The sequence below is a fragment of the Pseudoalteromonas shioyasakiensis genome (assembly GCF_001550135.1).
GTDB lineage: Bacteria > Pseudomonadota > Gammaproteobacteria > Enterobacterales > Alteromonadaceae > Pseudoalteromonas > Pseudoalteromonas shioyasakiensis.
This window is the reverse complement of the sequence record NZ_LRUE01000013.1, coordinates 294474-316682: the sequence shown is the minus strand read 5'-3', so window position 1 is coordinate 316682 and position 22209 is coordinate 294474. Positions and strand designations below refer to the sequence as shown.

The following is a 22209-nucleotide window of genomic DNA, read 5'->3' as shown; positions in this document are numbered from 1 at the left end:
CTTAACTAAAAGTATCTAATTAAAAGCAAGCTATTGTTCGACTAATTTTCTTAATGAAGTCACTTCACGGCTCGTTTCAGAAAGCCCTACCTTTGTGGCACCACCCACTAGCCAAATTTCGCCGTTTAACGTAACAGCTCCTAAACCGTGGCGAGGTGTTTGCCATTCGAAAGTTTTGCGCCATTGCTGCTTGGTTAAATCATAACTAAAAACCTCACGGTCAACCCCTTTATGATGTTCACCGCCAAACACAGTGATAGCATTATCAATAACTGCCGCCGCATGCCCTGCTCGTGCTTTAGGGAGTGCTGCATGTGCTTGCCAAGTGTCTGTTTCAGGTAAGTATTCGAGCATGTCAGTGATAGGCTCGCCGCCAACGGTTCTGCCACCTAACACAAACCAACGGCCGTTTACTTGTGCACTTGCCGCACTGTTTCTAGCCGAAGGTAAGGGTGCAGCTTCTTTGAAGGTAAAGCTTTTAGGATCAAAAATTAAATGCGCACTCACATCTAAACTATGCTGCCATTGGCCATTTTTCTCACTGCTTGGGCTACGTCCACCTGCTAAGTGCACTTTACCATTAAGCACTGCGCCCACAGTCTCACTTAACGCAAAAGGCAAACTCGCCACCTTTTGCCATGCTTTGGCGCCTTTATCTAGCATTAGCACATCACGGCTATTGGTCCACTGGCCTTGGCTATTAACAAAACCACCAAAGGCAAATAATCTGTTTTCTACTGCGATTAAATACGTGTGATGACGCCCTTCAGGCAAACTAGGTGCTGATTGCCAACTAGCATACTTAGGTGACCAATAATGGACTTTTGCAGTCATCTTACCCGTTGATGCTGGCAGCTCAGTAGAGATACCACCCGCAACCCAAATCTGTTGATTCATAACTGTAGGGTAAATTTCTTGTATAGCCTCAGGGAGCTTTGGTGCTAACAGCTCTTTTGCCGATAACGTATAAGGTAAACAAGTAATAGAAAATGCTAACAACAGTTTGGCTAAACGCATATAAATCCTTAATAAGCAGTCAATTAGCTAAAGGTTAAGCCAGTCGTACCGATTAGTACACTGCCAAATAGTCTTACTTATTCTGTAATGTTGCTATCAGGAAATAGCATTGCTTGACTACCAGAATAGACATATCTACTGGCCGAGAAAGAGTAGAAGTCCTCGCTCGTATCTATTCAAATACTTCGTTTTACGGGGCAGTTTTAATTGCTTTCTTAAACTAACCTGGTTGTTTTCATCCTTTTTACATAAATCAATAAGCGCCGGGTGAATATAAGAATTACGGGCTATCGTTGGCGTATTACCCAAATGGCTCGATACCGTTTCTAGCATGTCGCACAATGGGAGCTTTTTCTTTGCATTATAAAAAGCTTCGAATGCTAAAACACTCGCACGCCAGGTTCTAAAGTGTTTTGCGCTAAACTCCTCTCCCATTACATTCTGGATAAATTGATTAACTTCACATGAAGTCACGGGAATACATTCACCATCCTCTTTGTATTGAAACAGGTTTTGTCCGGGTAAATCTTGCAACTCTTTAATAATAGAGCTCAAAACGCGATCTGTAAGGTTAACCTCTCTCACTTTGCCAGATTTAGCTTTATATTCTAAGCGAATATTTTTCCCTGTTATCTTCGCATGGCGGCGACGTAAGGTTGTCGCTCCAAAACTATTATTTTCTTTCGCGTTACGTTTAGATCCTATCCTTAAAGAGCCTAAATCCATCAATCTAACAACTGCAGCTATTGTCCTTTGATAATCAAGTGTATTACCTTCTAAGTATTCAGCTAACTTTGCTCTTAGTAAGGGTAATTTATTTCCGAAAAGCTCACACACTTCGAACTTTTTTAGCTCCTGCTGCTCTCTGAAATCTGGGTGATAAAGGTATTGTTTTCTCCCTTTTGTATCGTAACCAGTTGCTAAAATATGGCCATTTTCTTCAGGACAAAACCAAACATCTTTGTATGCAGGAGGGAATGCTAGTGCATCTAAACGGGCGATTTCACTTTTATCATTAATCCGCTTACCTGTTGGGTCGTAGTAAAGCCAACATTTAGAGTGACTTTTTCGAGTAATACCAGGCAAATTATCATCAACATAAATTAATTTCACTGCACCTTCTCACTATATAATTATTACTCAAGGCGAGTAGCCCTCGCCTTGAAAGATGAGTTATCGTTGCCAATAACGAAGTTGTGTTAGTGTCTGAAGAAAGTCACATGCCTTGCACGTTTCTAGGTTAATGATGCCGTCGTCTTGGTCTTCATTTAAGCCAACAGCTTTTAACAACTCCATTGAGCTTTCAGTAAAACCAATAAATTTTTTGTGTGAGTACGCATCAGAAACGAAATCTCTCGCCTCTGGAATTTTAATTAACTCTTTAGCACCTTCCTCTGATGTCAGTAAAACAACTGCATCATATAAAACAGAAGGGCCGCCGTTAATAACTTGCTCTGCTCCAAGGTGAACACCAGTAGAGCTTTTCGCTCCACCGATCTGGGCTGCAATGACTTCAAAGTTCGCACCTTGCTCGTTTAGTTCGCTAACTAATGAATTAAATAGCTGATCGTCAAAGTCATCACTAACGAGAATACCGAGCTTCCTTCCCTCAAAAGTAGCCAAAGCACTTTTTTGAATACTCAGTGCATCAGATACAGGTAAATCTTGGCGAGTTTTTAGTGCAGCCTCAGCAGGTTCAGGCATTGTTTGCAAACCCAAACCAGAGGCCACTAACTTAGCTAATTCGCTATCAATATTTAGTAAATGAGACACCACACGCTCCCTAATAGCTAAATGTTCCACTTTTGACAGTTCAAAAATCAATGCGTCCTGGATATGTGATTGCTCTATCTTAGTTTGACTTAGATAAAACTGCCTAGCTTGGCTGTAATGATCACTGAAGGTTTCTGATCGATACCTTAGCTTGCTACCTTGCGCTTCATCATCAGAGCTTTTAAAGCCATGAACAGGACATTCTCTTGGATTGTTTTCATCACTTTGCCAAGAGTTTGGCTCATAATTTACTCTTCCTTTGGGGTTATGCATTGCCATGTGACCATCTTGGTGAAAGTGGTGCATTGGACATTTAGGTGCATTAATAGGGATATGAGTGAAATTTGGCCCTCCTAATCGCTTTGTTTGCGTATCTAAATATGAGAAGTTACGCCCTTGTAATAGTGGATCTGGTGTAAAATCGATTCCGGGAACTATGTTTTGTGTGCAAAAAGCAACCTGCTCTGTTTCTGCAAAAAAATTATCAACCACTCTATCTAAAACCATTCGACCAATGATCTTAACGGGTACTTGCTCTTCAGGGATAAGCTTTGTGGCATCAAATACATCAAACTCAAAGTCATCGGCAAAAGCTTGATCAAATACCTGTACGCCAAGTTCCCACTCAGGGTAATCGCCATTTTGAATTGATTCCCACATATCGCGACGATGAAAGTCAGGATCTGCTCCATTAATTTTAACAGCTTCATTCCAAACCACTGATTGCATGCCTGATTTAGGTTTCCAATGGAATTTAACGTACTTTTGCTCACCATTTTTATTGATAAACTTAAATGTGTGAACGCCAAACCCTTCAATAAAGCGTAATGAACGTGGAATAGCTCTATCAGACATCGCCCACATGACCATATGCATAGATTCAGGCGATAAGCTAATAAAGTCCCAAAAATTATCATGAGCCGTTTGAGCTTGCGGAAAACCACGATCAGGCTCAGCTTTAGCGCTATGGATCAAGTCTGGGAATTTCATCGCATCTTGGATAAAAAACACAGGAATGTTATTACCAACTAAATCCCAGTTTCCCTCTTTTGTATAAAATTTAACAGCAAATCCGCGCACATCCCTAGCTAAGTCAGGCGAGCCCTTGCTACCAGCGACCGTTGAAAACCGAGTGAATACAGGTGTTTTTTCGCCTTTTCGTTGAAATATATCCGCGCATGTCAGCTCTTCAAGTGTTTCGTAAGTTTCAAAGTAACCGTGTGCCCCATAACCTCTAGCATGCACAACCCTCTCAGGAATACGCTCATGATCGAAATGAAACATTTTTTCACGGAAAATATGGTCCTCCATTAATGTTGGACCACGCTTCCCTGCTGACAAGGAATTTTGATTATCACTAACAGGACAACCTTGTGCTGTAGTCATTGTTGAATACTGATTATTTGCATGTTGATGTAGCTCACCACCATGCCCCTTTTGACCTGAATATTTAAATGACTCCGGCATAAGTTTCCCTTTATTTTAAACTCGTTAAATTGTTATTACGTAAATTTAGGAAACCTAGTAAGCAAGTAAAAAGCCAAAATTAAAACAAACAATATCAATAAGTTAAAATTAAATTAAATAACCTGTAATTAAACTTATTACACAATTTGTGTAATTTTTTCTAACTAAAACAATCTAAACCACCTACTTTAGATTTACCCTTCCCCACATAAAATACACTCAATATTCGGCATTTATTAACTTCGTCTTCGTAGGTAAGCACACAGCAAAAGCTCAGCTTTCACTAATAAAAATCAATGCGATAGCGTATTACACTTCACTACCGTGAACCTTTATCTTGCATTAACACATAACAACTATTCCTAACCGCCCCTTTATTGATATATTATAACAAAACATTTATCGTATTTGTTTAATCTAATTAAGGGTCACTACTATGAGCAAACTTCCCGTCACCGTGCTCTCTGGCTTTTTAGGTGCAGGTAAAACCACTGTGCTCAGCCATATTTTAAATAACCGTGAAGACAAAAAAGTGGCTGTAATCGTCAATAATATGAGCGAAATAAATATCGATGCAGCAACAGTTAAAAACGATGTTTCGCTTAGCCGCGGCGAAGAAAAACTAGTAGAAATGAGCAATGGTTGTATCTGCTGCACACTGCGTGAAGACTTACTCATTGAAGTACGCACTTTAGCGCAAACGGGCCAATTTGATTATTTGGTTATTGAGTCAACGGGTATTTCTGAGCCCCTTCCTGTTGCCGAAACATTTACCTTTGCCGATGAAGATGGCGTGTCACTTTCTGATGTTGCAAGGCTTGATACCATGGTCACGGTCGTTGATGCCGTTAACTTTTTAAACGACTTTAACGAAGCCAAATTTTTACAAGAAACCAACGAGCATTTAGGTGATGAAGATGAGCGAAGCGTAGCAGACTTACTTATTGATCAAGTTGAGTTTGCTGATGTTATTTTAATTAGTAAAACAGACTTAATTAGCGCCGATGAACTTGAGAGTTTAAAAGCCATTTTAAGCTCATTAAATACTTCAGCAGAGCTTATTGCCATTGAAAATGGCCAAGTTGATATCAATAAAATTCTCGGCACGGGCCTGTTTAACTTTGAAAAAGCTCAGCAAGCACCTGGCTGGCTAAAAGAGCTGCGCGGCGAGCATACCCCAGAAACCGAAGAATACGGTATTAGCAGCTTTACTTACGGGGCCCGCCGCCCTTTTCACCCTGAAAAATTTTATAACTTTATTCATAACAATCAACGCGAAGGCAAACTACTTCGCTCTAAAGGCTACTTTTGGTTAGCCTCTCGACCACAATTTGCTTGCCAATGGAATCAAGCTGGCGGCATAGCCCGCTATGGTTTTGGCGGGGTATTTTGGAAAGCCTTACCGCAAGATCAGTGGCCAACAGATAGCGACTACTTAGATTCAATTAACCAAGTATGGCAAGAGCCCTTTGGTGATATGCGCCAAGAGCTGGTTTTTATTGGTCAAAACCTCAATCAAGCAGCGATCATTCAAGCTCTCGATAACTGCTTACTTTGCGACGATGAACTATTAGCAGGCAAAGCGCTTTGGCAAACCCTGCCCGATCCATTTCCTGTTTGGGAGGAAGCATAATGACAGCCTACGCAATAGAACATGACACTGATAACCTACCATCAGCGGCAGCAACAGCGCTAAGCCCTGTGGTGTTTTCACAAATTTATAAACCTGAGCATAATATTGCAATTTGGCAACGCAGCTTATCAGAGCAGCTGCAATCAGAAGTAGCTGAGAGTATTACAGCCAACCCAGAGCTCAGTATTAACGCTGTGATCAATCAAAATACCATTGTGGCTGACATAAATAAGGCCCTTGAAAAACTACCTCAAGCAGAAGAGCTTAAAGCCGACCTCGCTCAGCTTGTTGATATGTTTTGTTATTTATTTGAGTTAAAGCGCACCGGATTACGCCTAAGAGTACTTGAACGTGCCATGTGCCCACGTTTTCATGTTGACAGAGTTCCTTGCCGGTTAGTCAGTACATATTGTGGTAGTGGCTCACAGTGGTTGCAAAATGCAGGGCTTGATCGCACTAAACTTGGCGCAGGTCACCAAGGATTAAGTGATGAAGAATCAGGATTAATGACAGCAAGTACTAAAATTCACTCTCTTAATGTGGGTGATGTAGCCCTATTAAAAGGCGAAACTTGGCAAAATAACGAAGGCAAAGGCCTTGTGCATCGCTCACCTGCACTCGCTGCTGGCGAAAAACGGTTACTTGTAACCCTCGACTTTATTGCTTAATACGAGCGTACCAACTGCGTCTATTAATTCTAATAGGCGCTATTTCATTCAAGAACACACAACAACTGCTCATGGCTTTAAATTAATGAAAAGCATACTAAGCGCACTTGCAATTGCTGATAGAGCAAACATCCTTAGTAACAAAATTAAGACATTCCCCGCACCACCAGCAAAAGTGCCTTTAAAGCTTAATGGGTAGCCATGAAAAACCATTAAATATAACACGTTAAAAAGCCCTACCCGCATCCCGTCAATTTCATGGGTGTCGCCATTTTTTAAGTGAATTTCACACACATGCAAAGTGGGTAATCTAATTCGTCGTTCGCCAAACTTTCGTTTGCGTTTTAGATCCATCGTGTAGTGAAACAAAACCTCTGCGATTTCGTTTTTAGTAATGGTGAGAGTGTGATTTTGGTGCTCTTTAAAAGTCAATTTATCAATTTTGAGCCCATCCTTGCTTATGCTCATTGCCCATTTAGAACCAAAGCCATACTTCTTGTAAGTCATGATGCGTTTGGTAATAAACACCAATAAAAAGCTTGTAAGACAAACTAAAAAAGCCAGCCATGGGTTAAAAGCATCTACTAAATAAAAACTAGATAGCGAAATTGCGCATACCATAAGCGCAAAAAAAACTTCGGTCCACCCAGATAACGTCGCTAAGCCTGGGAGAGATTCTAGTTCTGTTATTGACTCTTCAGTTAGTGACGATTTTCCTTTAAAGGCTGCATATCGAAACCATTTTTTATCATTTAAATCCAGTTCAAGTGAGTGCTTAGCCATCGAGCCCATAAAAATCCCTTTTGTATTAATGCTTAATAGAAGCAACCTTTTTGTTCCTAAATTTATACAGAACCAGAGCTCGCACGTTAATACTCAAAGAACTAATAAGTTAAGTCCCCTTAGCTAATGGCCGTGCTGTATTTAATCAAAAACCAGCTAAGCTTCGTATAACAAAGAAATTTATATATGTGAGCTGATATGGAGCGCCTTTTTCAAAATAGTCGGTTTTTAGTCATCATCGCGATTATCACTACAGCAATTTCATCGTTACTTGTTTATATAACCTGTGTGAACATCGTTTTTAATGTTGTTAAAACAACGGTTATATCTTTGCCTGACTCTGCTAAGGGAGGGAAAGAGATGATAGTCGAGCTTTTAAAAATTCTCGACTTATTACTGATTGGTATTACTCTTCAAGTTATTACCATCAGCCTTTACCGGCTATTCATTTCGCCTGCAACCACAAAGAGTAGCCAGTTTTTGGCCGCCTTTCATATCGAAGATTTTCATGACTTAAAAATTACCTTAGTGCAGGTAACATCCGTCATTTTAGTGATTCTGTTTTTAGAACACGCCGTTGAATTCGGCGGCACAATAGAAACCCTCTACCTTGGTATTTCTATTGCGATTGTGGTTGCCGCTTCGACCTTTGCATGGCGCTCAATGAAGTAGTGAACACTCACCAACGTTAGTTTGCTTTTTCAGGGTAACGTAGCTGATATTGCTCTTTCATCGCGGTATTAAATCTTTCAAGTAAACTTCCCTTTTGGGTTTCTTTAGCCAGTTCAAGCAAATCAATTTTTGAGCACTAAAAAGGCGTAACAGTTCATGTTACGCCTTTAAATTTAAGCCCTAAAGTGCAAGCGCTAATATTTGCTTAACCTTCGCTAAGTCAATATCACCGTGTTCACCTAGAGTAGTTATTTCATTCTTTTCTAAGTTTTTAACAACCGCGTCGATTGCTTGTTCATCAAGGTCATAGTCAGCAAGGCGTGTTTTAACAGCCATTGCTTCAAAGAAGTCTTGCACTGCTTTAATCGTTTTATCGATTTGTTCGGCTTCATCGTTATAATTAAAACCAAACACTCGCTCGCCAAGCTGCTGAATTTTAATAGACTTTTTCTGTTTTTGAACATGCATTAGCGCAGGTAAAACAATCGCCAGCGTTTGTGCGTGATCAAGATTGTAAAGTGCTGTTAATTCATGACCAATCATATGCGTAGACCAATCTTGCGGTACACCCTGACCAATCAAGCCATTCAGTGCCATTGTAGCCGACCACATAACATTGGCTCTTACATCATAGTTTTGCGGTTCGTTTAGTGCTTTAGGCCCTTCGCTGATCAAGGTTTGTAAAATACCTTCTGCAAAGCGATCTTGTAATGGCGCGTTTACTGGGTAAGTTAAGTACTGCTCAATAACGTGTACAAACGCATCTACAACACCATTACTTACTTGGCGCTCTGGTAACGAAAAAGTATATTCAGGATCAAGTACTGCAAAAACAGGTTGCACACTCGGTGATGAAAAAGCACGTTTTTGCGACGTCTCTTTTTTAGTAACCACTGAGTTACCGTTACTCTCAGAGCCAGTTGCAGGTAAAGTTAATACTGCACCAATAGGAAGCGGGTTACTAAACTCAGCACCTTTAACAAGGATATCCCACGGCTCACCTGCAAAGTTATAGGCTGCTGCAACAAACTTAGCGCCATCAATAACACTGCCACCGCCAACCGCTAGAATGAAGTTAACATTCTGCTCTTTAGCAGTTGCCACAGCTTGCATTAGTGTTTCGTATGTTGGGTTAGGTTCAACACCACCAAACTCAATAACGTCAACATCGGCTAATGCACTCATTGCTTGGTCGTATACGCCATTTTTCTTTATTGAGCCACCACCAAAAAGTAATAGTACTTTAGCGTTTTCTGGTAAACGTGACGTGATCTCACTCATTTGACCTTTACCAAACAAAATTTCGGTTTGATTTTTATAAATAAAGTTCAACATTTAAATGCCCCTTAAATTAGGTTTAAATTGCTAATTAGCTAATTTACTTAGCTAACATTTCTAAAAGCTTTTCTGCTAATAATTTATCTGAAAACGGGTTTTGCCCCGTAATGAGTTCGCGGTCAACAACCACATTAGGCTGCCACTCACTAGCGAATGCCATATTTCCACCGGCCTTTTCCATTGCCATAGCAGGATAAAACTTAAGCTTTTTACCTTCTAAACTGCTTTCAAAAACACGCTCTTCAGGGTCTGAAAAAATAGTCATTTTATAGCCGTCATAAATCCAGTTATTGGCTGATGCTTTTTCGCCATCTTTTATCGCTTGATAATAAGAATTTGGCTGAACTTGTGCCGACAACAAAGTAATTGGGCCATGGCAGATTGCCGCTGTTGGCTTACCTTGCTTATTAAAGTGACGCAAAATTTCACCCACTTCTGGGTTGTTTGCTAAATCAATTAAAGGCGCATGGCCGCCTGGGATAAACACAGCCTCATATTGGCTTAAGTCACCCGCTAAAATTTCGCTTAAACTTGCGGTATCTTTGATATCTGGTAGCGATGCTACAAAACGCTGAATGCTCTGCATTTTAGCTTCATCACCATCAAAGTAGTCGGTACTCACTGATTTTTTATCTACTTGAGGCGCATTACCTTTGGGTGTTGCAAGTACAAGCTCATAACCCGCATCGACCAATGCTTTCGCTGGCACTCCAAACTCATTTAGGTAGTAGCCTGTTTCAATACTCTGGCCGTCAGCTAAATCCATTGTTGTTTCACTTGATAAAATAACCAACACCTCACCTTCACCCGCCACTGCAAACATCGACATAGTTGATGCAGCAACAAGCGTTAGTCGCTGTAATATCTTTTTCATAACTCATCCTCTTAGAAAGTGCAGCCATCATAGTTGGTTTGCGGGGCGAGTAGAATTCGGATAAATTAAGAGGAGCAATCAGAATATTTATGGCTCGTACATTTACATGTCTTATCTAACGCAATTAAAAACCTTTGTTGAAGTTTATCGTTGTAAAAATATTACGAAGGCAGCGTCTAATTTAGGCTTATCTCAGCCTTCGGTGACCTCACACATTCAAGCAATGGAAGCTGTAGTTGGTAAATCTTTATTTGAGCGTAAAGCCCGCGGTGTTACCCCCACTGCAGCGGCACATGATTTAGCGCTGCAGGTTTCTGGTCATATCGATATATTAGAGCAAAAGATCATGTCGATACGGGCACGTTCTGATGCCGCACATGGCACTATAAATATCGCAGGACCTGCCGAATATATTAGTAGTGTGTCAGGGCCACAAATTGCCAACTTACTACAATCTGGCAATGTAAATCTTGTTCTGCATATTGGTAATAAAGTGAGAATTTTTGATGCCTTGCAATCAGGTACTGCAGATATTGCTATTGCCGCATCAGCGCCTGATCCAGCACTATTCGATAGCCTAGTGCTCGATAAAGAAAAACTAATTTTGGTAATGAACCGTCTGCATGGAAGAGAAATCAAAGACAGCACCATTACCGCAGATTTACTCTCAAGCTACAATGTCGTTGCTTATGATGAAGAGCTGCCTTTGATAAGACAATACTTTGAAGCTGTATTCAACGCAAAATGCCACTCAAACGTCATTGCTATTTGCCCGGACATACGTGCTATTAGCAATATTATTCGCTCAGGTATTGGCTATTCTGTATTACCCGATTACCTATGTCGCGATCAGATAAAAGCCGGGGAGCTTGTGCAACTAGGGCCCGAAGGCCCAGAAAACATTATTTACTTAGTTTGGAACAAAGGGGCATTAAAACACCCCAGAATTGCATTTGCCAAAGATGTTATTTCGGCCTTTGCAAATATTAATTACTTTGCAAACTAAGCAAGGCTTGTTTTGCGTCTAGCAGTTTTACTCGTGGGGCAAGCGCATTTAGTGCGATTAAATGTAGCATTTCAGATACTGTGGTACACACATCTGTCAAAACTTCTACGTCGTACTCTTTAGCTTGCTCTGAGATAGCTGTATGAGTCACACAGTTTTGCGTCATCATGCCTGCGATCAAAAGTTTTTTAATACCATGCTGCTTTAAAACATCTTCTAAATTAGTTTGATGAAAGCTGTCTGCATAGTGTTTTACAACCACAGGGGCTTTTGGTTCTGCATTTAAAATATCAGGATGAATATCAACACCTTCTGTACCTTCATTAAAAAATGGCGCTAAACCCTGAGAAGGATCAGCAACATGCTGAATATGAATAGGTAAAACCCCGCGCTCTGTGGCTTGTTTTATCACATCGACGAGCTGATCTTTTACTTGTTTAGCCTGCCATAAAGGAAACGCGCCATCCTCAAAGTAATCATTCTGTAAGTCGATAATTAGTAATGCTGTGTTTGTCATTGTATAAACCCTTTTTCATTGTATTGACGCCTAGTTTGCTGAATTTTTAACGTATCAAACAGTGACCCAAACACCATTTATCGATAATATTGGGCCAAAGTGTTTGATAAGGCTTTACCATGAATGTTGCAGTATTCGCATTTCCAAATATCAGTCCATTTCACCTTGCAGTACCATGCATGGTGTTTGGTGAAGGCGCTCGCTCGGCTGGTATCAAAGAATTTAACTTAGCAGTGTGCAGCGAAAGTAAAGCTGTAATGCCCTCAAGCGCGGGGTTTGATATTCAAGCGCATCACTCAATAACAAAGTTTGATCAAGCAGATATTATAATTATTCCGTCTTGGCCATCACCTGAAACAGCCCCCTCTAAAGAATTAGCAACCAGTTTGCTAAACGCGCATAGCCGTGGCGCTATAATTGTAGGGCTTTGTTTAGGCGCTTATGCGTTAGCGCACATTGGGCTTTTAGATAATATTGAAGCAACTACCCACTGGGCATACAGCGATGACTTCAAAGCGCGCTTTGCAAAAGTGAAGCTTAACAATCAAGTGCTTTACCTTGAACATAATCGGCTATATACATCGGCAGGAACAGCGGCAGCCATTGATTGTTGCTTATATTTAGTTCGCAAATTTTTAGGAAGCGAGCAAACTAATACTATTGCCAGAATGATGGTAACTGCGCCGTATCGCACTGGCGGGCAAACACAATTTATTGCCCTACCCGTCCCCGAAAGTGTTGCTGATGAGCGTTTAGCAAGCTTGCTTGAACAGATGCAAAAAAACTTAGCTAGCAACCATACGATTGATACACTCGCAGAGCAAATGCACATGAGCCGACGCACCTTTACCCGCCACTTTCAATCGCTTACTGGACAGAGTGTTGGGCAGTGGCTGTTAAATCAACGTTTAAACCACGCACAGCGACTTCTTGAGTCAACTGATTTACCACTAGAACATTTAGCCGAGCAATGCGGCTTTGGCTCATCTGTTACTTTACGCCATCATTTTCGTTCTCAGTTTGGTTTATCACCGCGAGACTGGCGTAATGCATTCCGCCAAGCATGAAGCTTAGGTATAATTAGTTTTTCGACTCGATTTTGGTTTTTAAATGAAAAAGCTTTCTAAAGTACAATTAAAACAGCAAGCCCTTGTATTAAATGTTACCAATTTCTAAAAAGCCACCTTAACTAAGGTGGCTTATGAAGTTATCGATTAATTGCCGCATCTATTGATAAATACACATAGTTACTAAATTTAGGGTTTGCGAGATGCCCCCCCTCAGCAATGGTTTCTAACAGCTGCTCATAAGTTTGTTTATCTGTATTATTACCAGCATAACCATAAAGTAAAATGTTCACCTTCTCTGCCGTAACGTCAGCTACAGGTTCCGCGAAAACACTACCAAACGATAAGTCAGGTATTTCACCTCGGATCCCTCCAGAAATTTGCCAATCAAAACGCGTTGCGGCTGCATCATCAACTAAAAAGCTAAATGACCAATAAACACGAGCAAAGCGACTGTCAGCACTACTAAAATCATAATTCAAATCAGAACTACTTAGGAAATTTAGTAAGCTGTCTCCAATTTCATTTGAAATTTCAGGCAAAGCAGTTAGTTCAAAGCTACCGTCATTATCCACACGACTTCTAGCATAACTAGTGGTTCTCATAGTGCCACTTTCTATACTTTGTGATTCAGAATTTACTTGAACATGAAAATTATGTTCAGTTGCTGATGGGAATACATAAAGATATTCAGAGTTGCTAAGAAATGAAAAATCAATAAGGTGATATTGGTGCTCTTCTAAAAAATAACCTCGGGTGCTGGTATAGTCGATATATGGGTTATAATCAGCAAGAACTTCAACACCTTGATGGATAAAATCAGACTCTTTTATTTCTATCGTGTTTGAGTTTTTAGGGATTTCAATAATCGCGGCTTTTGCATCGTAGCCATATTTAGATTTAGCTTGAATATAAAGTTTATTGTCTTCAGGGCACACTGAATAAGTATCACCTAATGTCGTACCATTATCCAAACCTAAAGTGTAGTCATAGGAAATACTTCCTAATTGCGAAGTGTCAAGTTGATAATCTTCACAACTACAGTTTAAGCTAGGGTCAAAAAAACTAAAGGTACCTAAGTTTGAGCGTCCTTCAATATCTAGTTCAGAAGAAATAAACGTATATTTTTCAGCGTCTTCTACTGTCTCCCCCAAGATTGAGATGTGTTTAGTGCCTTTTGGAACCGTATCAGAGAACACTCCCTCTTCATTCGTTTTAGCAAAACCAATCGGTGAACCATTTTCAGCATGGAAGACAATATCAGCTTGGTAAGGTACATCAGAGCATCGAAAGCTATAATTGCGCGCTTTTAAAGATATTGTTTGTAAATCACTAGCTCCTCCGTCACCTAAACCTTGGTTTCCAGAGCTGCTTTCGTCTGATGAACTCCCCCCACATCCAGTCAATGCAAGTACGATAGCAGTGTGTAGAGGTAGCTTAAGAAATTGCTTCATTTATTAATCCTTTAAAATATAAATATTCAATCTTTATTATCCATATTTGTGTAATACGGTAGCAAGTTTTATTTTTCACTCAGTGCAAATGAACGTTAAGTTGTTGCAGCAATCAAAGCTTAGGTATAATTAGTTTTTCGACTCGATTTTGGTTTTTAAATGAAAAAGCTTTCTAAAGTACAATTAAAACAGCAAGCCCTTGTATTAAATGTTGCCGACGCCCTTGAAGAGCAAGGTCGCGCAGAACTTGAAGGCATGTTGCAATGCTGGTTTGATGTGGAATACCATTTATTCCCAGGCTCATTGCTTTTATGTTTTCAATTTGAAAACCAGCAATCACTCGATGCAGCGACCCCAGAGCTATTAAAATGGCAAAAACGCCTAAGTGGCGCAATGCTGAAAAAAGGCGTGATTTTAAAAGACATGCGCAGGCATTTAGTGTTTACCCTAAAAGGCCCAGACGATTAATGGGTAAGTTGAGAGTTAGCAAGTTAGCAAGTTAAAAACACCAGAGTGACTACCACTTGTGTCAAGTAACTAGCTAACTCGTTGAGTTTTTAATCTGACTTCTAACGACTGATATCTAATAGCTCCATTTTTGTTCGGCGTTAAAACGCCTCCTATAACTCGCATCTCGTCCCTCGAAACTCGTATCTTTCCCCTTTACTCTTTCCCCTAGCAACTCGCTAACTTGGGTATTTTTATTCTGAGAACGCGGGGTAAACCCGCTGCTACCAGTGCTGCGTTAAAACGTCTCGTATCTCGTCCCTCGGAACTCGTACCTTTCCCCTTTACTCTTGCTAACTCGCTAACTTTACTGTTTCTAACTCGCTAACTTATTCCAACACCTGCGTACTTAACACCAGATAACAACGCCATATCTTTGTGCCATGTTGCTAAATCATTAGCATTAAACTTAGCTAAAGAGTCATGACCACATGCCCTAGCCATTACCGACATTAACTCAGTTGACGCTTCAAAAAAGTTCTTTAATTGATTTGCCGACTTTTCAATATTTAAGCGCTGACGTAAGTCTTGCTTTTGTGTGGCAATCCCTGCTGGGCAGTTATTGGTATTACACATACGCGCAGCAACACAGCCGATTGCTTGCATTGCACTATTTGAAATCGCCACCCCATCAGCACCAAGAGCGAGCGCTTTTACAAAATCAATTGGTAAACGTAAACCACCTGTAATGATCAAACTAACATCACTTGCACCTTGTTCATCTAAGTACTTTCTTGCTCTGGCAAGTGCAGGAATAGTCGGTACGCTAATATGATCCCTAAAAATTTCAGGGGCTGCGCCTGTACCGCCTCCACGACCATCAAGAATGATGTAATCGGCACTCGCATCGAGCGCAAATTGAATATCTTCCTCAATATGATTAGCACTCAGTTTAAAACCGATTGGAATACCGCCCGTTACCTCGCGTACTCTATCAGCAAACTTTTTGAAATCGGCCGCACTGTGTAAGTCTTTAAATGTTGGTGGTGAAATCGCCGAAGTACCCGCTTCAATTCCTCTAACCTCAGAGATTTTGCCAACATTCTTATTGCCCGGCAAATGCCCACCAGTACCCGTTTTTGCGCCTTGTCCACCTTTAAAGTGAAAGGCCTGAACGTTCTTTAATTTATCTTCGCTATAACCAAAGCCTGCACTTGCTAACTCATAAAAGTACCGTGAATTGGCTTGCTGCTCTTCAGGAAGCATACCGCCTTCACCCGAACAAATACCTGTGCCAGCAAGTTCTGCTCTTTTTGCTAAAGATACTTTAGCTTCTTCAGATAAAGCCCCAAAACTCATATCAGAAACAAATAATGGAATAGCCAGCTTTAATGGCTTTTTCGCTCGCGGGCCAATTACAAGCTCAGTATTAACAGCAACATCTTCCATTAAAGGTTGCGTTGCCATTTGTGCCACCATTAGTTGTAAATCATCCCACTTAGGTAATTGATATCGCGGCACGCCCATCGACACCATAGGGCCATGATGACCAAGCTTTGATAACCCTTCACGTGCCAGTTGATGAATAAGCTCAACGGTGGGCTCCTCTTTGGTTGCAGTAGCTACAGGCGAATCAGAGGCTTGAATTTGTACGCCCGGCCCTTCTTGACCAACTTGGCTTTGATCAAATTGCTTGTGACTACCATCACAAAATGGCGCATTAGCGGTGTGCTTACATTGGCATAAATAGGCATCGCCCGACTCTTCTGCAGTAAATGCTTTGGGTTTGAAATCGGTTCCGGCATGTGAGCCATCACAAAATGGCTGATTTTTAGAACGCCCACAGGCACAAAAGTAATACTCTTGCCCCTGCTCTAAGGTGACTTTTTTCGGCGAAACGGCTGCAATTATGGGTTTGCTCATTATTGTTCCCTCACGGTTGCTACATTACATTGCTATGTTCAAGGTACTGCGATTGAGGTAAGTATTAATTCAAGGCTTACTTGCTTTACAAAGGGTAGTTCAGCTCAGTTAAAAAACGAGCTCTTAAGCGCCTAGAAGTTTACTTATCTATCGATTAACAACTATATAACCGCAACAAGCAGCCAAGATATCAGCCATTTCATATTTTAAAGTAAGAGGTAAATCGGCTTGTAAACCGCAGTGTGGGTAATTTTCACATAGAGGATAAGAGGCGCTGCGCTTTAGAGGAATTATTAAAAGCAAACTTCACAGATATAACCCATTGTAGATCGTTATTTATGGCGAAAAGCAACCGTTAACACTCACGGGCTGAAGCCCGACTTACAAATTACCTCTTTGATAATAACCATCGCGCGAAATAAATTTCACGCCTACGGGCAAGTTTCAGCTTGTTTGTTGGGTTTTAAATCTTATAGCTTAAAGCTCTTTTGATTTAATCTGATTTCTAACGACTGATATCTAATATCTCTATTTTTGTTCTGCGTTAAAACGCCTCCTACAACTCGCATCTCGTTCCTCGAAACTCGTATCTTTCCCCTTTACTCTTCCCCCTTGTAACTCGCTAACTTGTTGGGTTTCACTCCGTTCTACCCAACCTACCAGCTTAAAGCTTTTACTTTTCCACTCCCATTTGCTTCACATGTTCAACCAGCTCGGGGAAAAACGCTAAAAACACCGCGTCTAATTGTTGGTAGTGGCGGGCTATATCGTCAGCGGCTCCTGTAAAGTTATTAGCAAAGCGAATACGCTTGGCGATGTTATCGAGGGCAAGGCCGACCCCTTCGAGTGTTTCATATTCTTTAAACCAATCATTGTTGGTCATACTGGTCACAACTTGCTGCATGCGTGAAGGCATCATGGCTTGGCGTGCATTTAAAAGACCATAACTGTGCTGTTTGAAATCAGCCAATGGTTGGTCATTAAAGCGCTGCCAATGCTGAATAAGAAAGTGATCGAACGCCACATCAATCGCGACACTTGCAAAGCGTTTACGTGCTGGCGAAAAGTACTGCTTAGCCTCTTTTACAAGGGGATGTGAGTCAGTAAACCTATCAACCAGATAATGATTTTCAAGGCCATTTTTAACCGTATTGGGTAACTGCGCAGAATACCGACGCCCACCAAAGTCCCCCAGCAAATTACCAAAATGTGAATCAGCCGTCGGTTGTGCTAAATAAAGGTGAGCCAAGTAGTTCAACGCATTCTCTAAATAAAGTCATTTTATGCATTGTAAAAGAATACAGGTAAAAGGGTCTAGGGGCAGGAGTTGCAAGTTAGCAAGTTAGCAAGTTAGCGAGTTAGCGAGTTAGCGAGTTAGCGAGTTAGCGAGTTAGCGAGTTAGCGAGTTAGCGAGTTAGCAAAATTGTAGCAGCGATTTTATATCGCGTAATCAAATGCCTGGTAAGCGTTATGCTTGCATGGCACGTTTTAAATAGATCATCGCGCGAAATAAATTTCACGCCTACAGTGCTAGGTGCTAGGTGCTAGGTGCTAGGTGCTAGGTGCTAGGTGCTAGGTGCTAGGTGCTAACAGCATAGTGTTGGTTTTGGATTCGTAAAGGGGGCTCCCTATCCAATCGACTTTTTTCGGCGTTAAAACGCCTCCTACAACTCGTATCTCCTCCCTCGAAACTCGTACCTTTCCCCTTGTAACTCGCTAACATTACGGGCTGAAGCCCGACCTACAACTCACCCGTTGATTTAAGAAATATCGCGCGAAATAAATTTCACGCCTACGGGTATGCATTTCAATTTAACTATGTGCTGGCACAATCCAATCTAACTTCTAACGACTGATATCTAATACCTTCTAACGCCTCCTACAACTCACATCTCGCTAACTTTTCAATCTGATAGCTGACGTCTGAAAGCTGATGGCTCCAAACGTTGAGTTTAAATCGCTCTAACCAACCTACCAGCTAATAGCCATAAAATAACTCACCTTTATGACTTTAAATTAAATGCCAACATTACAAGAGCCGAAATGATCGCAGAAAGAGAAATTAACCGCATAATCAAAATAACTATATTACCTGCACCGCCTGAAGTTGTACTTCTGAATAGTAGCGGGTACTCGTGGAATTTTAAAAGATACAGCACATCAAAAAGACCTACTCGCATACTATCTAGCGTAACAACATCGCCACTTTTTTGATGAATTTCACAAGCGTGTAAATTGGCCGTTTTTTCGTTCACAATATGACCACTTCTACCGTGAAAAGTATAATTAAAAATGACTTCTTGGATATCGCCCTTAGCGATTTGCAAAACTTTTGAAGCTTTACCCTCTATTGCTTGCCTATCTATTTCGAGTGAGTCTTTAGATATACTCATAACCCACTTACGACCAAATCCAAATTTGTTATAAATCACAATTCGCTTGATAACAAATACACAAAGATAACAACTCACACAAGTTACAAAAGCAGGTATCGGCTGCATCGTTTCTTGAAGCACTAGGCTCATTACAGCAATAGCGATAGTCATAAAGAAAAATAAAAATTCAGCTCCGCCCGACAGCACAGCTAGGCCCGGTAGCGACTTTAGTTTTGTATTAGAATCAGCCTGCAATACTGGCTTTTTATAGAAAGTTGAATATCTAAACCAAACTCGGTCGCTCAGGTTTAAATCTAGGGAGTGCTTCGAAAGTGGCTGATTATAATCCATTATTTAAGTTTCCATTTTTAAAACACAATTTTGCCATTACTTTCCCATTAAGCCAACATTCCTACTTAATGATATATTTCCTTTACGTTCAAGTACTAAACTAACTGCCCCAAGGCGCTTCGCGCTACATAGAGAAAAACAAAATTTATTACGCGCGAAATAAATTTCACACCTACAGTAACGTGTTAAGCCATAGTGATGTGCAGGAAGAATCAACTCAAAACTTATAGCTTAAAGCTTACAGCTCTTTTGTTTTAATCTAACTTCTAACGACTGATATCTAATATCTCCATTTTTGTTCGGCGTTAAAACACCTCGTATCTCGCCCCTCGAAACTCGTACCTTTCCCCTTTACTCTTTCTAACTTGCTAACTTTTCAATCTGATAGCTGACGGCTGAAAGCTGATAGCTCCTTCCCCTAGCAACTCACTAACTTGTTGGGTTTCGCTTCGCTCCACCCAACATACAATAAGAGCTATCCTTTACTCCCCAGCAAACTTTAACATTCGCGTTTGGTCGGTAAGCTCAATATCCACCAGCTCGAACGGGGCTTTGGCTACTTGAGTGACTGCAAAGGGCATGGTGAAACTGCCGTAACTATCAATCTGTTTAGCAACTTCAACGGTTGCCAGTTTGATGCGCTCACCTTTATTACCTTTGCCAGTTAACGTAGCACGAATAGCATAGCGGCCAGAGTCAGTCACTTGCACTGGCACCTTGGCTTGGTATTTGTTATTACCAAGCACAGTGACTTTGGCTTTATCCATACTAATGGTTTGCGAGCTATGCACAAACGGCATTTTTATAGAGCGTTTTACCGTTTGGCCATTCACTTTAGTGTCTACACTGGCTTCAAGCTCATAGTAACCATTTGCGGCACCCAAAGTTTCAAGCGGGTAATTAAATACGGCTTCACCATTTTCGTAACGTACATCTAGTTTTTCGCCATCAGGGCTTGAAAGTGTTAACTTCACATCACTATCTTTAAAGCGCTTTTTACCCATACTAAGCTGCATAGCAACACGTTGTTGCTGATCTTTCACTTTAAACTGCGATTTAGCATGTAAGGCATTGCTCGAGCCTTTTTCAATCACATGCAGCAAGTAGGTGTCGTTATCGTTAAGCGCTTGGCTTGTTCTTAACATTGCTTTGCCATTTACCTGACCAAGCTTCAATCCAACACTGCCATCGCTAAATCCTGCATTTTCCATTTGCTCACGTGCAACCATGGCTTGCATTGGCATTTGTCTAAAGTTGTCATCTCGCACCGACAGCTTATCAAGCTGTAAGCCATGAGGCTTAAATACTTCGCCACTATCAAAGCGTGCTTTTGGTGCAATGCGAATAAAGTTATCAGCTTGGTTTACAAAAACAGGCACACCACGCTTAAGCTCTTTACCCGAAACTTTCTGCCAATATTCAACACTGTCTTTTTCAAGTGTTTGTAGTTGAGCGCTTGATGCTGGTTGAACTTGAGGAAATTGATAAACCGTTTGCTCATTAGCATTTGCGGCTGTGCTTACAAGCACTATTGCAGTTGCAATTGTGGTTAACTTATTAATCATAGCGGGCTCCTAAATTCGGTTTTTAAGCATGTTTGGCAAGCCAAAACAGTTACGTCGACTTTGCTGATGACTCAAAGGCTCACCACCTTGGGTTCGTGATTTATCGGTAAACCACACCACCCCAGCTAACGACTGAGAACTGCAATTTAAAAAGCCATCTGAGCAGCTATCTAACCAGTTTTGCGTTACTTCAAGGCCCACTTGATTTTGATAACCGCCACAATAGCTATCGCTATCCCATACCGCTGACTCAACATCACTGCCCACCACGGTTTCGAATCGAGACGGTAAATTTGGGCGGTTCGGTGTGCCATACAGCCACTGTGCGTTATACGATTCCATCCAGGATACTTGTTGTTGTTTTACTGCATCGCTGCCGTAACCTAAAAGCCAACCCAAGCTTTGCTCGAACGAATTACCCGCAATAACCGCATCAGCCAACGGCGTACCACCACTTGAAGGAGCCAGAGCAATAGTACGCGTGACTTTGCTAATAATATTTGGATAGCGGCTATCCCATGTTGGGTTAGATAAAATCCAACGCACTACATTACCGCCATTAGAATGGGTGATCAGGGTTAAATCAGTGATGTTTTTATTATTGATAAATGTAGTGAGCTGCCCTGCTAAACAGCCAGATGCCGCGTCTGCCCACATGTATTGATCAAAGTCACAATTAATGACCGTGTAATTACTACTGTTTGATAAACCTTGACGAACCGTGTCGACAAAACTGCCTGTCCAATAGTCATTATACGCATCGCTTTGCTGGCCTGTACCGTGCACAAATGCGACTCCTTGCGCAGCAAAAGCACTGTGGCTGATACCCGCTGCCAACATTAAAGCTGGCACTAGTGAGAGTGTTTTTATTTTCATGTGTGTTCCTGTTGATTGTCATTTTATCTATCAGGTTGGAGGAGTGACCTCCGACCAAAAACATAGACCAAACAGGTACGAAAGCAAGAATAAATTTACATTAATTTAACTTTTGTGTGTTTTTTAAGTACAAATTATTAGGTTTTAGGAGAAAAAGAAGGGGTGAGATGCGAGATGCGAGGTGCGAGGTGCGAGGTGCGAGGTGCGAGGTGCGAGGTGCGAGGTGCGAGTAAACTTTCCCCTTTACTCTTTCTAACTTGCTAACTTTCAATCTGATAGCTCTTTTGTTCATCGCGCGAAATAAATTTCACGCCTACGGATGAGCATTTCAATTTAACTACTCGCAGGCACAATCTAATCTAACTTCTAACAACTGATACCTAATATCTCCATTTTTTGTTCG

Annotated in this window: 19 protein-coding genes; 6 read left to right on the top strand and 13 right to left on the bottom strand. The window is 41.1% G+C overall.

Annotation, left to right across the window (positions count from 1 at the left end):
* Positions 1 to 30: 30 nt before the first annotated feature.
* From PASHI_RS06640 to PASHI_RS06630, 3 genes are all read right to left on the bottom strand, one after another.
* Positions 31 to 1017 carry a Kelch repeat-containing protein gene (locus PASHI_RS06640; protein ID WP_062565004.1) on the bottom strand — a complete coding sequence of 329 codons (987 nt, stop codon included), beginning with the start codon at positions 1015 to 1017 and terminating at the stop codon, positions 31 to 33.
* 135 nt (positions 1018 to 1152) lie between these two features.
* Entirely contained in the window at positions 1153 to 2130 is a 978-nt protein-coding gene (locus tag PASHI_RS06635) for a DNA topoisomerase IB (RefSeq protein WP_062565003.1), read from the bottom strand.
* Between the two features lie 60 nt (positions 2131 to 2190).
* Positions 2191 to 4257, bottom strand: coding sequence for a catalase (locus tag PASHI_RS06630; RefSeq protein WP_062565002.1), 2067 nt, complete (start codon positions 4255 to 4257; stop codon positions 2191 to 2193).
* Between the two features lie 436 nt (positions 4258 to 4693).
* Here PASHI_RS06630 and zigA point away from each other — a divergent pair, with 436 nt between their 5' ends.
* Positions 4694 to 5890 carry a zinc metallochaperone GTPase ZigA gene (gene zigA, locus PASHI_RS06625; protein ID WP_062565001.1) on the top strand — a complete coding sequence of 399 codons (1197 nt, stop codon included), beginning with the start codon at positions 4694 to 4696 and terminating at the stop codon, positions 5888 to 5890.
* On the top strand, positions 5890 to 6558 hold the full coding sequence (locus PASHI_RS06620; RefSeq protein WP_062565000.1) for a DUF1826 domain-containing protein: 669 nt from the start codon (positions 5890 to 5892) through the stop codon (positions 6556 to 6558). Before zigA ends, PASHI_RS06620 begins: the two co-directional genes overlap by 1 nt.
* A gap of 69 nt (positions 6559 to 6627) precedes the next feature.
* Here the strand turns inward: PASHI_RS06620 and PASHI_RS06615 are convergent, their stop codons facing one another.
* On the bottom strand, positions 6628 to 7350 hold the full coding sequence (locus tag PASHI_RS06615; RefSeq protein ID WP_062564999.1) for a hypothetical protein: 723 nt from the start codon (positions 7348 to 7350) through the stop codon (positions 6628 to 6630).
* Positions 7351 to 7539: 189 nt separating this feature from the next.
* Between PASHI_RS06615 and PASHI_RS06610 the strand changes: the two genes are divergently transcribed.
* Positions 7540 to 8013: a YqhA family protein gene (locus tag PASHI_RS06610; protein ID WP_062564998.1), complete on the top strand. Its 474-nt coding sequence runs from the start codon at positions 7540 to 7542 to the stop codon at positions 8011 to 8013.
* A gap of 180 nt (positions 8014 to 8193) precedes the next feature.
* Here PASHI_RS06610 and PASHI_RS06605 read toward each other — a convergent pair whose 3' ends face one another.
* Together PASHI_RS06605 and PASHI_RS06600 are read right to left on the bottom strand one after the other, a co-directional pair.
* Positions 8194 to 9348, bottom strand: coding sequence for an iron-containing alcohol dehydrogenase (locus PASHI_RS06605; RefSeq protein ID WP_062564997.1), 1155 nt, complete (start codon positions 9346 to 9348; stop codon positions 8194 to 8196).
* Positions 9349 to 9391: 43 nt separating this feature from the next.
* Positions 9392 to 10225, bottom strand: a complete 834-nt coding sequence (locus tag PASHI_RS06600) for a type 1 glutamine amidotransferase domain-containing protein (protein ID WP_062564996.1) — start codon at positions 10223 to 10225, stop codon at positions 9392 to 9394.
* Between the two features lie 106 nt (positions 10226 to 10331).
* Here PASHI_RS06600 and PASHI_RS06595 point away from each other — a divergent pair, with 106 nt between their 5' ends.
* Entirely contained in the window at positions 10332 to 11231 is a 900-nt protein-coding gene (locus PASHI_RS06595; protein WP_062564995.1) for a LysR family transcriptional regulator, read from the top strand.
* On the opposite strand, the gene PASHI_RS06590 is transcribed toward PASHI_RS06595, so the two are convergent.
* Positions 11212 to 11748, bottom strand: a complete 537-nt coding sequence (locus PASHI_RS06590; protein ID WP_062564994.1) for a cysteine hydrolase family protein — start codon at positions 11746 to 11748, stop codon at positions 11212 to 11214. The genes PASHI_RS06595 and PASHI_RS06590 overlap by 20 nt on opposite strands.
* Positions 11749 to 11867: 119 nt before the next feature.
* Here PASHI_RS06590 and PASHI_RS06585 point away from each other — a divergent pair, with 119 nt between their 5' ends.
* Entirely contained in the window at positions 11868 to 12815 is a 948-nt protein-coding gene (locus PASHI_RS06585) for a GlxA family transcriptional regulator (protein ID WP_062564993.1), read from the top strand.
* Positions 12816 to 12955: 140 nt separating this feature from the next.
* On the opposite strand, the gene PASHI_RS06580 is transcribed toward PASHI_RS06585, so the two are convergent.
* Entirely contained in the window at positions 12956 to 14269 is a 1314-nt protein-coding gene (locus tag PASHI_RS06580) for a hypothetical protein (protein WP_062564992.1), read from the bottom strand.
* A 159-nt stretch (positions 14270 to 14428) separates the two neighbouring features.
* Here PASHI_RS06580 and PASHI_RS06575 point away from each other — a divergent pair, with 159 nt between their 5' ends.
* Positions 14429 to 14737, top strand: coding sequence for a hypothetical protein (locus PASHI_RS06575; RefSeq protein ID WP_058585610.1), 309 nt, complete (start codon positions 14429 to 14431; stop codon positions 14735 to 14737).
* A 363-nt stretch (positions 14738 to 15100) separates the two neighbouring features.
* On the opposite strand, the gene PASHI_RS06570 is transcribed toward PASHI_RS06575, so the two are convergent.
* From PASHI_RS06570 to PASHI_RS06550, 5 genes are all read right to left on the bottom strand, one after another.
* Positions 15101 to 16639 carry a glutamate synthase-related protein gene (locus PASHI_RS06570; protein WP_062564991.1) on the bottom strand — a complete coding sequence of 513 codons (1539 nt, stop codon included), beginning with the start codon at positions 16637 to 16639 and terminating at the stop codon, positions 15101 to 15103.
* A gap of 673 nt (positions 16640 to 17312) precedes the next feature.
* Positions 17313 to 17897, bottom strand: a complete 585-nt coding sequence (locus PASHI_RS06565; protein WP_062564990.1) for an acyl carrier protein phosphodiesterase — start codon at positions 17895 to 17897, stop codon at positions 17313 to 17315.
* A 745-nt stretch (positions 17898 to 18642) separates the two neighbouring features.
* A complete protein-coding gene (locus PASHI_RS06560; protein WP_062564989.1) occupies positions 18643 to 19365 on the bottom strand; it encodes a hypothetical protein in 723 nt (240 codons plus the stop codon).
* A 482-nt stretch (positions 19366 to 19847) separates the two neighbouring features.
* Positions 19848 to 20930: a DUF4785 domain-containing protein gene (locus tag PASHI_RS06555; protein WP_062564988.1), complete on the bottom strand. Its 1083-nt coding sequence runs from the start codon at positions 20928 to 20930 to the stop codon at positions 19848 to 19850.
* Positions 20931 to 20939: 9 nt separating this feature from the next.
* Entirely contained in the window at positions 20940 to 21806 is an 867-nt protein-coding gene (locus tag PASHI_RS06550; protein ID WP_062564987.1) for a lipase family protein, read from the bottom strand.
* Between the last annotated feature and the right edge of the window lie 403 nt (positions 21807 to 22209).

Bases quoted from the DNA above. Each gene is read 5' to 3' on its own strand.
- PASHI_RS06640 (WP_062565004.1), bottom strand. From the start codon at position 1,017: ATGCGTTTAGCCAAACTGTTGTTAGCATTTTCTATTACTTGTTTACCT.
- PASHI_RS06630 (WP_062565002.1), bottom strand. From the start codon at position 4,257: ATGCCGGAGTCATTTAAATATTCAGGTCAAAAGGGGCATGGTGGTGAG.
- zigA (WP_062565001.1), top strand. From the start codon at position 4,694: ATGAGCAAACTTCCCGTCACCGTGCTCTCTGGCTTTTTAGGTGCAGGT.
- PASHI_RS06620 (WP_062565000.1), top strand. From the start codon at position 5,890: ATGACAGCCTACGCAATAGAACATGACACTGATAACCTACCATCAGCG.
- PASHI_RS06615 (WP_062564999.1), bottom strand. From the start codon at position 7,350: ATGGGCTCGATGGCTAAGCACTCACTTGAACTGGATTTAAATGATAAA.
- PASHI_RS06610 (WP_062564998.1), top strand. From the start codon at position 7,540: ATGGAGCGCCTTTTTCAAAATAGTCGGTTTTTAGTCATCATCGCGATT.
- PASHI_RS06605 (WP_062564997.1), bottom strand. From the start codon at position 9,348: ATGTTGAACTTTATTTATAAAAATCAAACCGAAATTTTGTTTGGTAAA.
- PASHI_RS06600 (WP_062564996.1), bottom strand. From the start codon at position 10,225: ATGAAAAAGATATTACAGCGACTAACGCTTGTTGCTGCATCAACTATG.
- PASHI_RS06595 (WP_062564995.1), top strand. From the start codon at position 10,332: ATGTCTTATCTAACGCAATTAAAAACCTTTGTTGAAGTTTATCGTTGT.
- PASHI_RS06590 (WP_062564994.1), bottom strand. From the start codon at position 11,748: ATGACAAACACAGCATTACTAATTATCGACTTACAGAATGATTACTTT.
- PASHI_RS06585 (WP_062564993.1), top strand. From the start codon at position 11,868: ATGAATGTTGCAGTATTCGCATTTCCAAATATCAGTCCATTTCACCTT.
- PASHI_RS06580 (WP_062564992.1), bottom strand. From the start codon at position 14,269: ATGAAGCAATTTCTTAAGCTACCTCTACACACTGCTATCGTACTTGCA.
- PASHI_RS06575 (WP_058585610.1), top strand. From the start codon at position 14,429: ATGAAAAAGCTTTCTAAAGTACAATTAAAACAGCAAGCCCTTGTATTA.
- PASHI_RS06570 (WP_062564991.1), bottom strand. From the start codon at position 16,639: ATGAGCAAACCCATAATTGCAGCCGTTTCGCCGAAAAAAGTCACCTTA.
- PASHI_RS06560 (WP_062564989.1), bottom strand. From the start codon at position 19,365: ATGGATTATAATCAGCCACTTTCGAAGCACTCCCTAGATTTAAACCTG.
- PASHI_RS06555 (WP_062564988.1), bottom strand. From the start codon at position 20,930: ATGATTAATAAGTTAACCACAATTGCAACTGCAATAGTGCTTGTAAGC.
- PASHI_RS06550 (WP_062564987.1), bottom strand. From the start codon at position 21,806: ATGAAAATAAAAACACTCTCACTAGTGCCAGCTTTAATGTTGGCAGCG.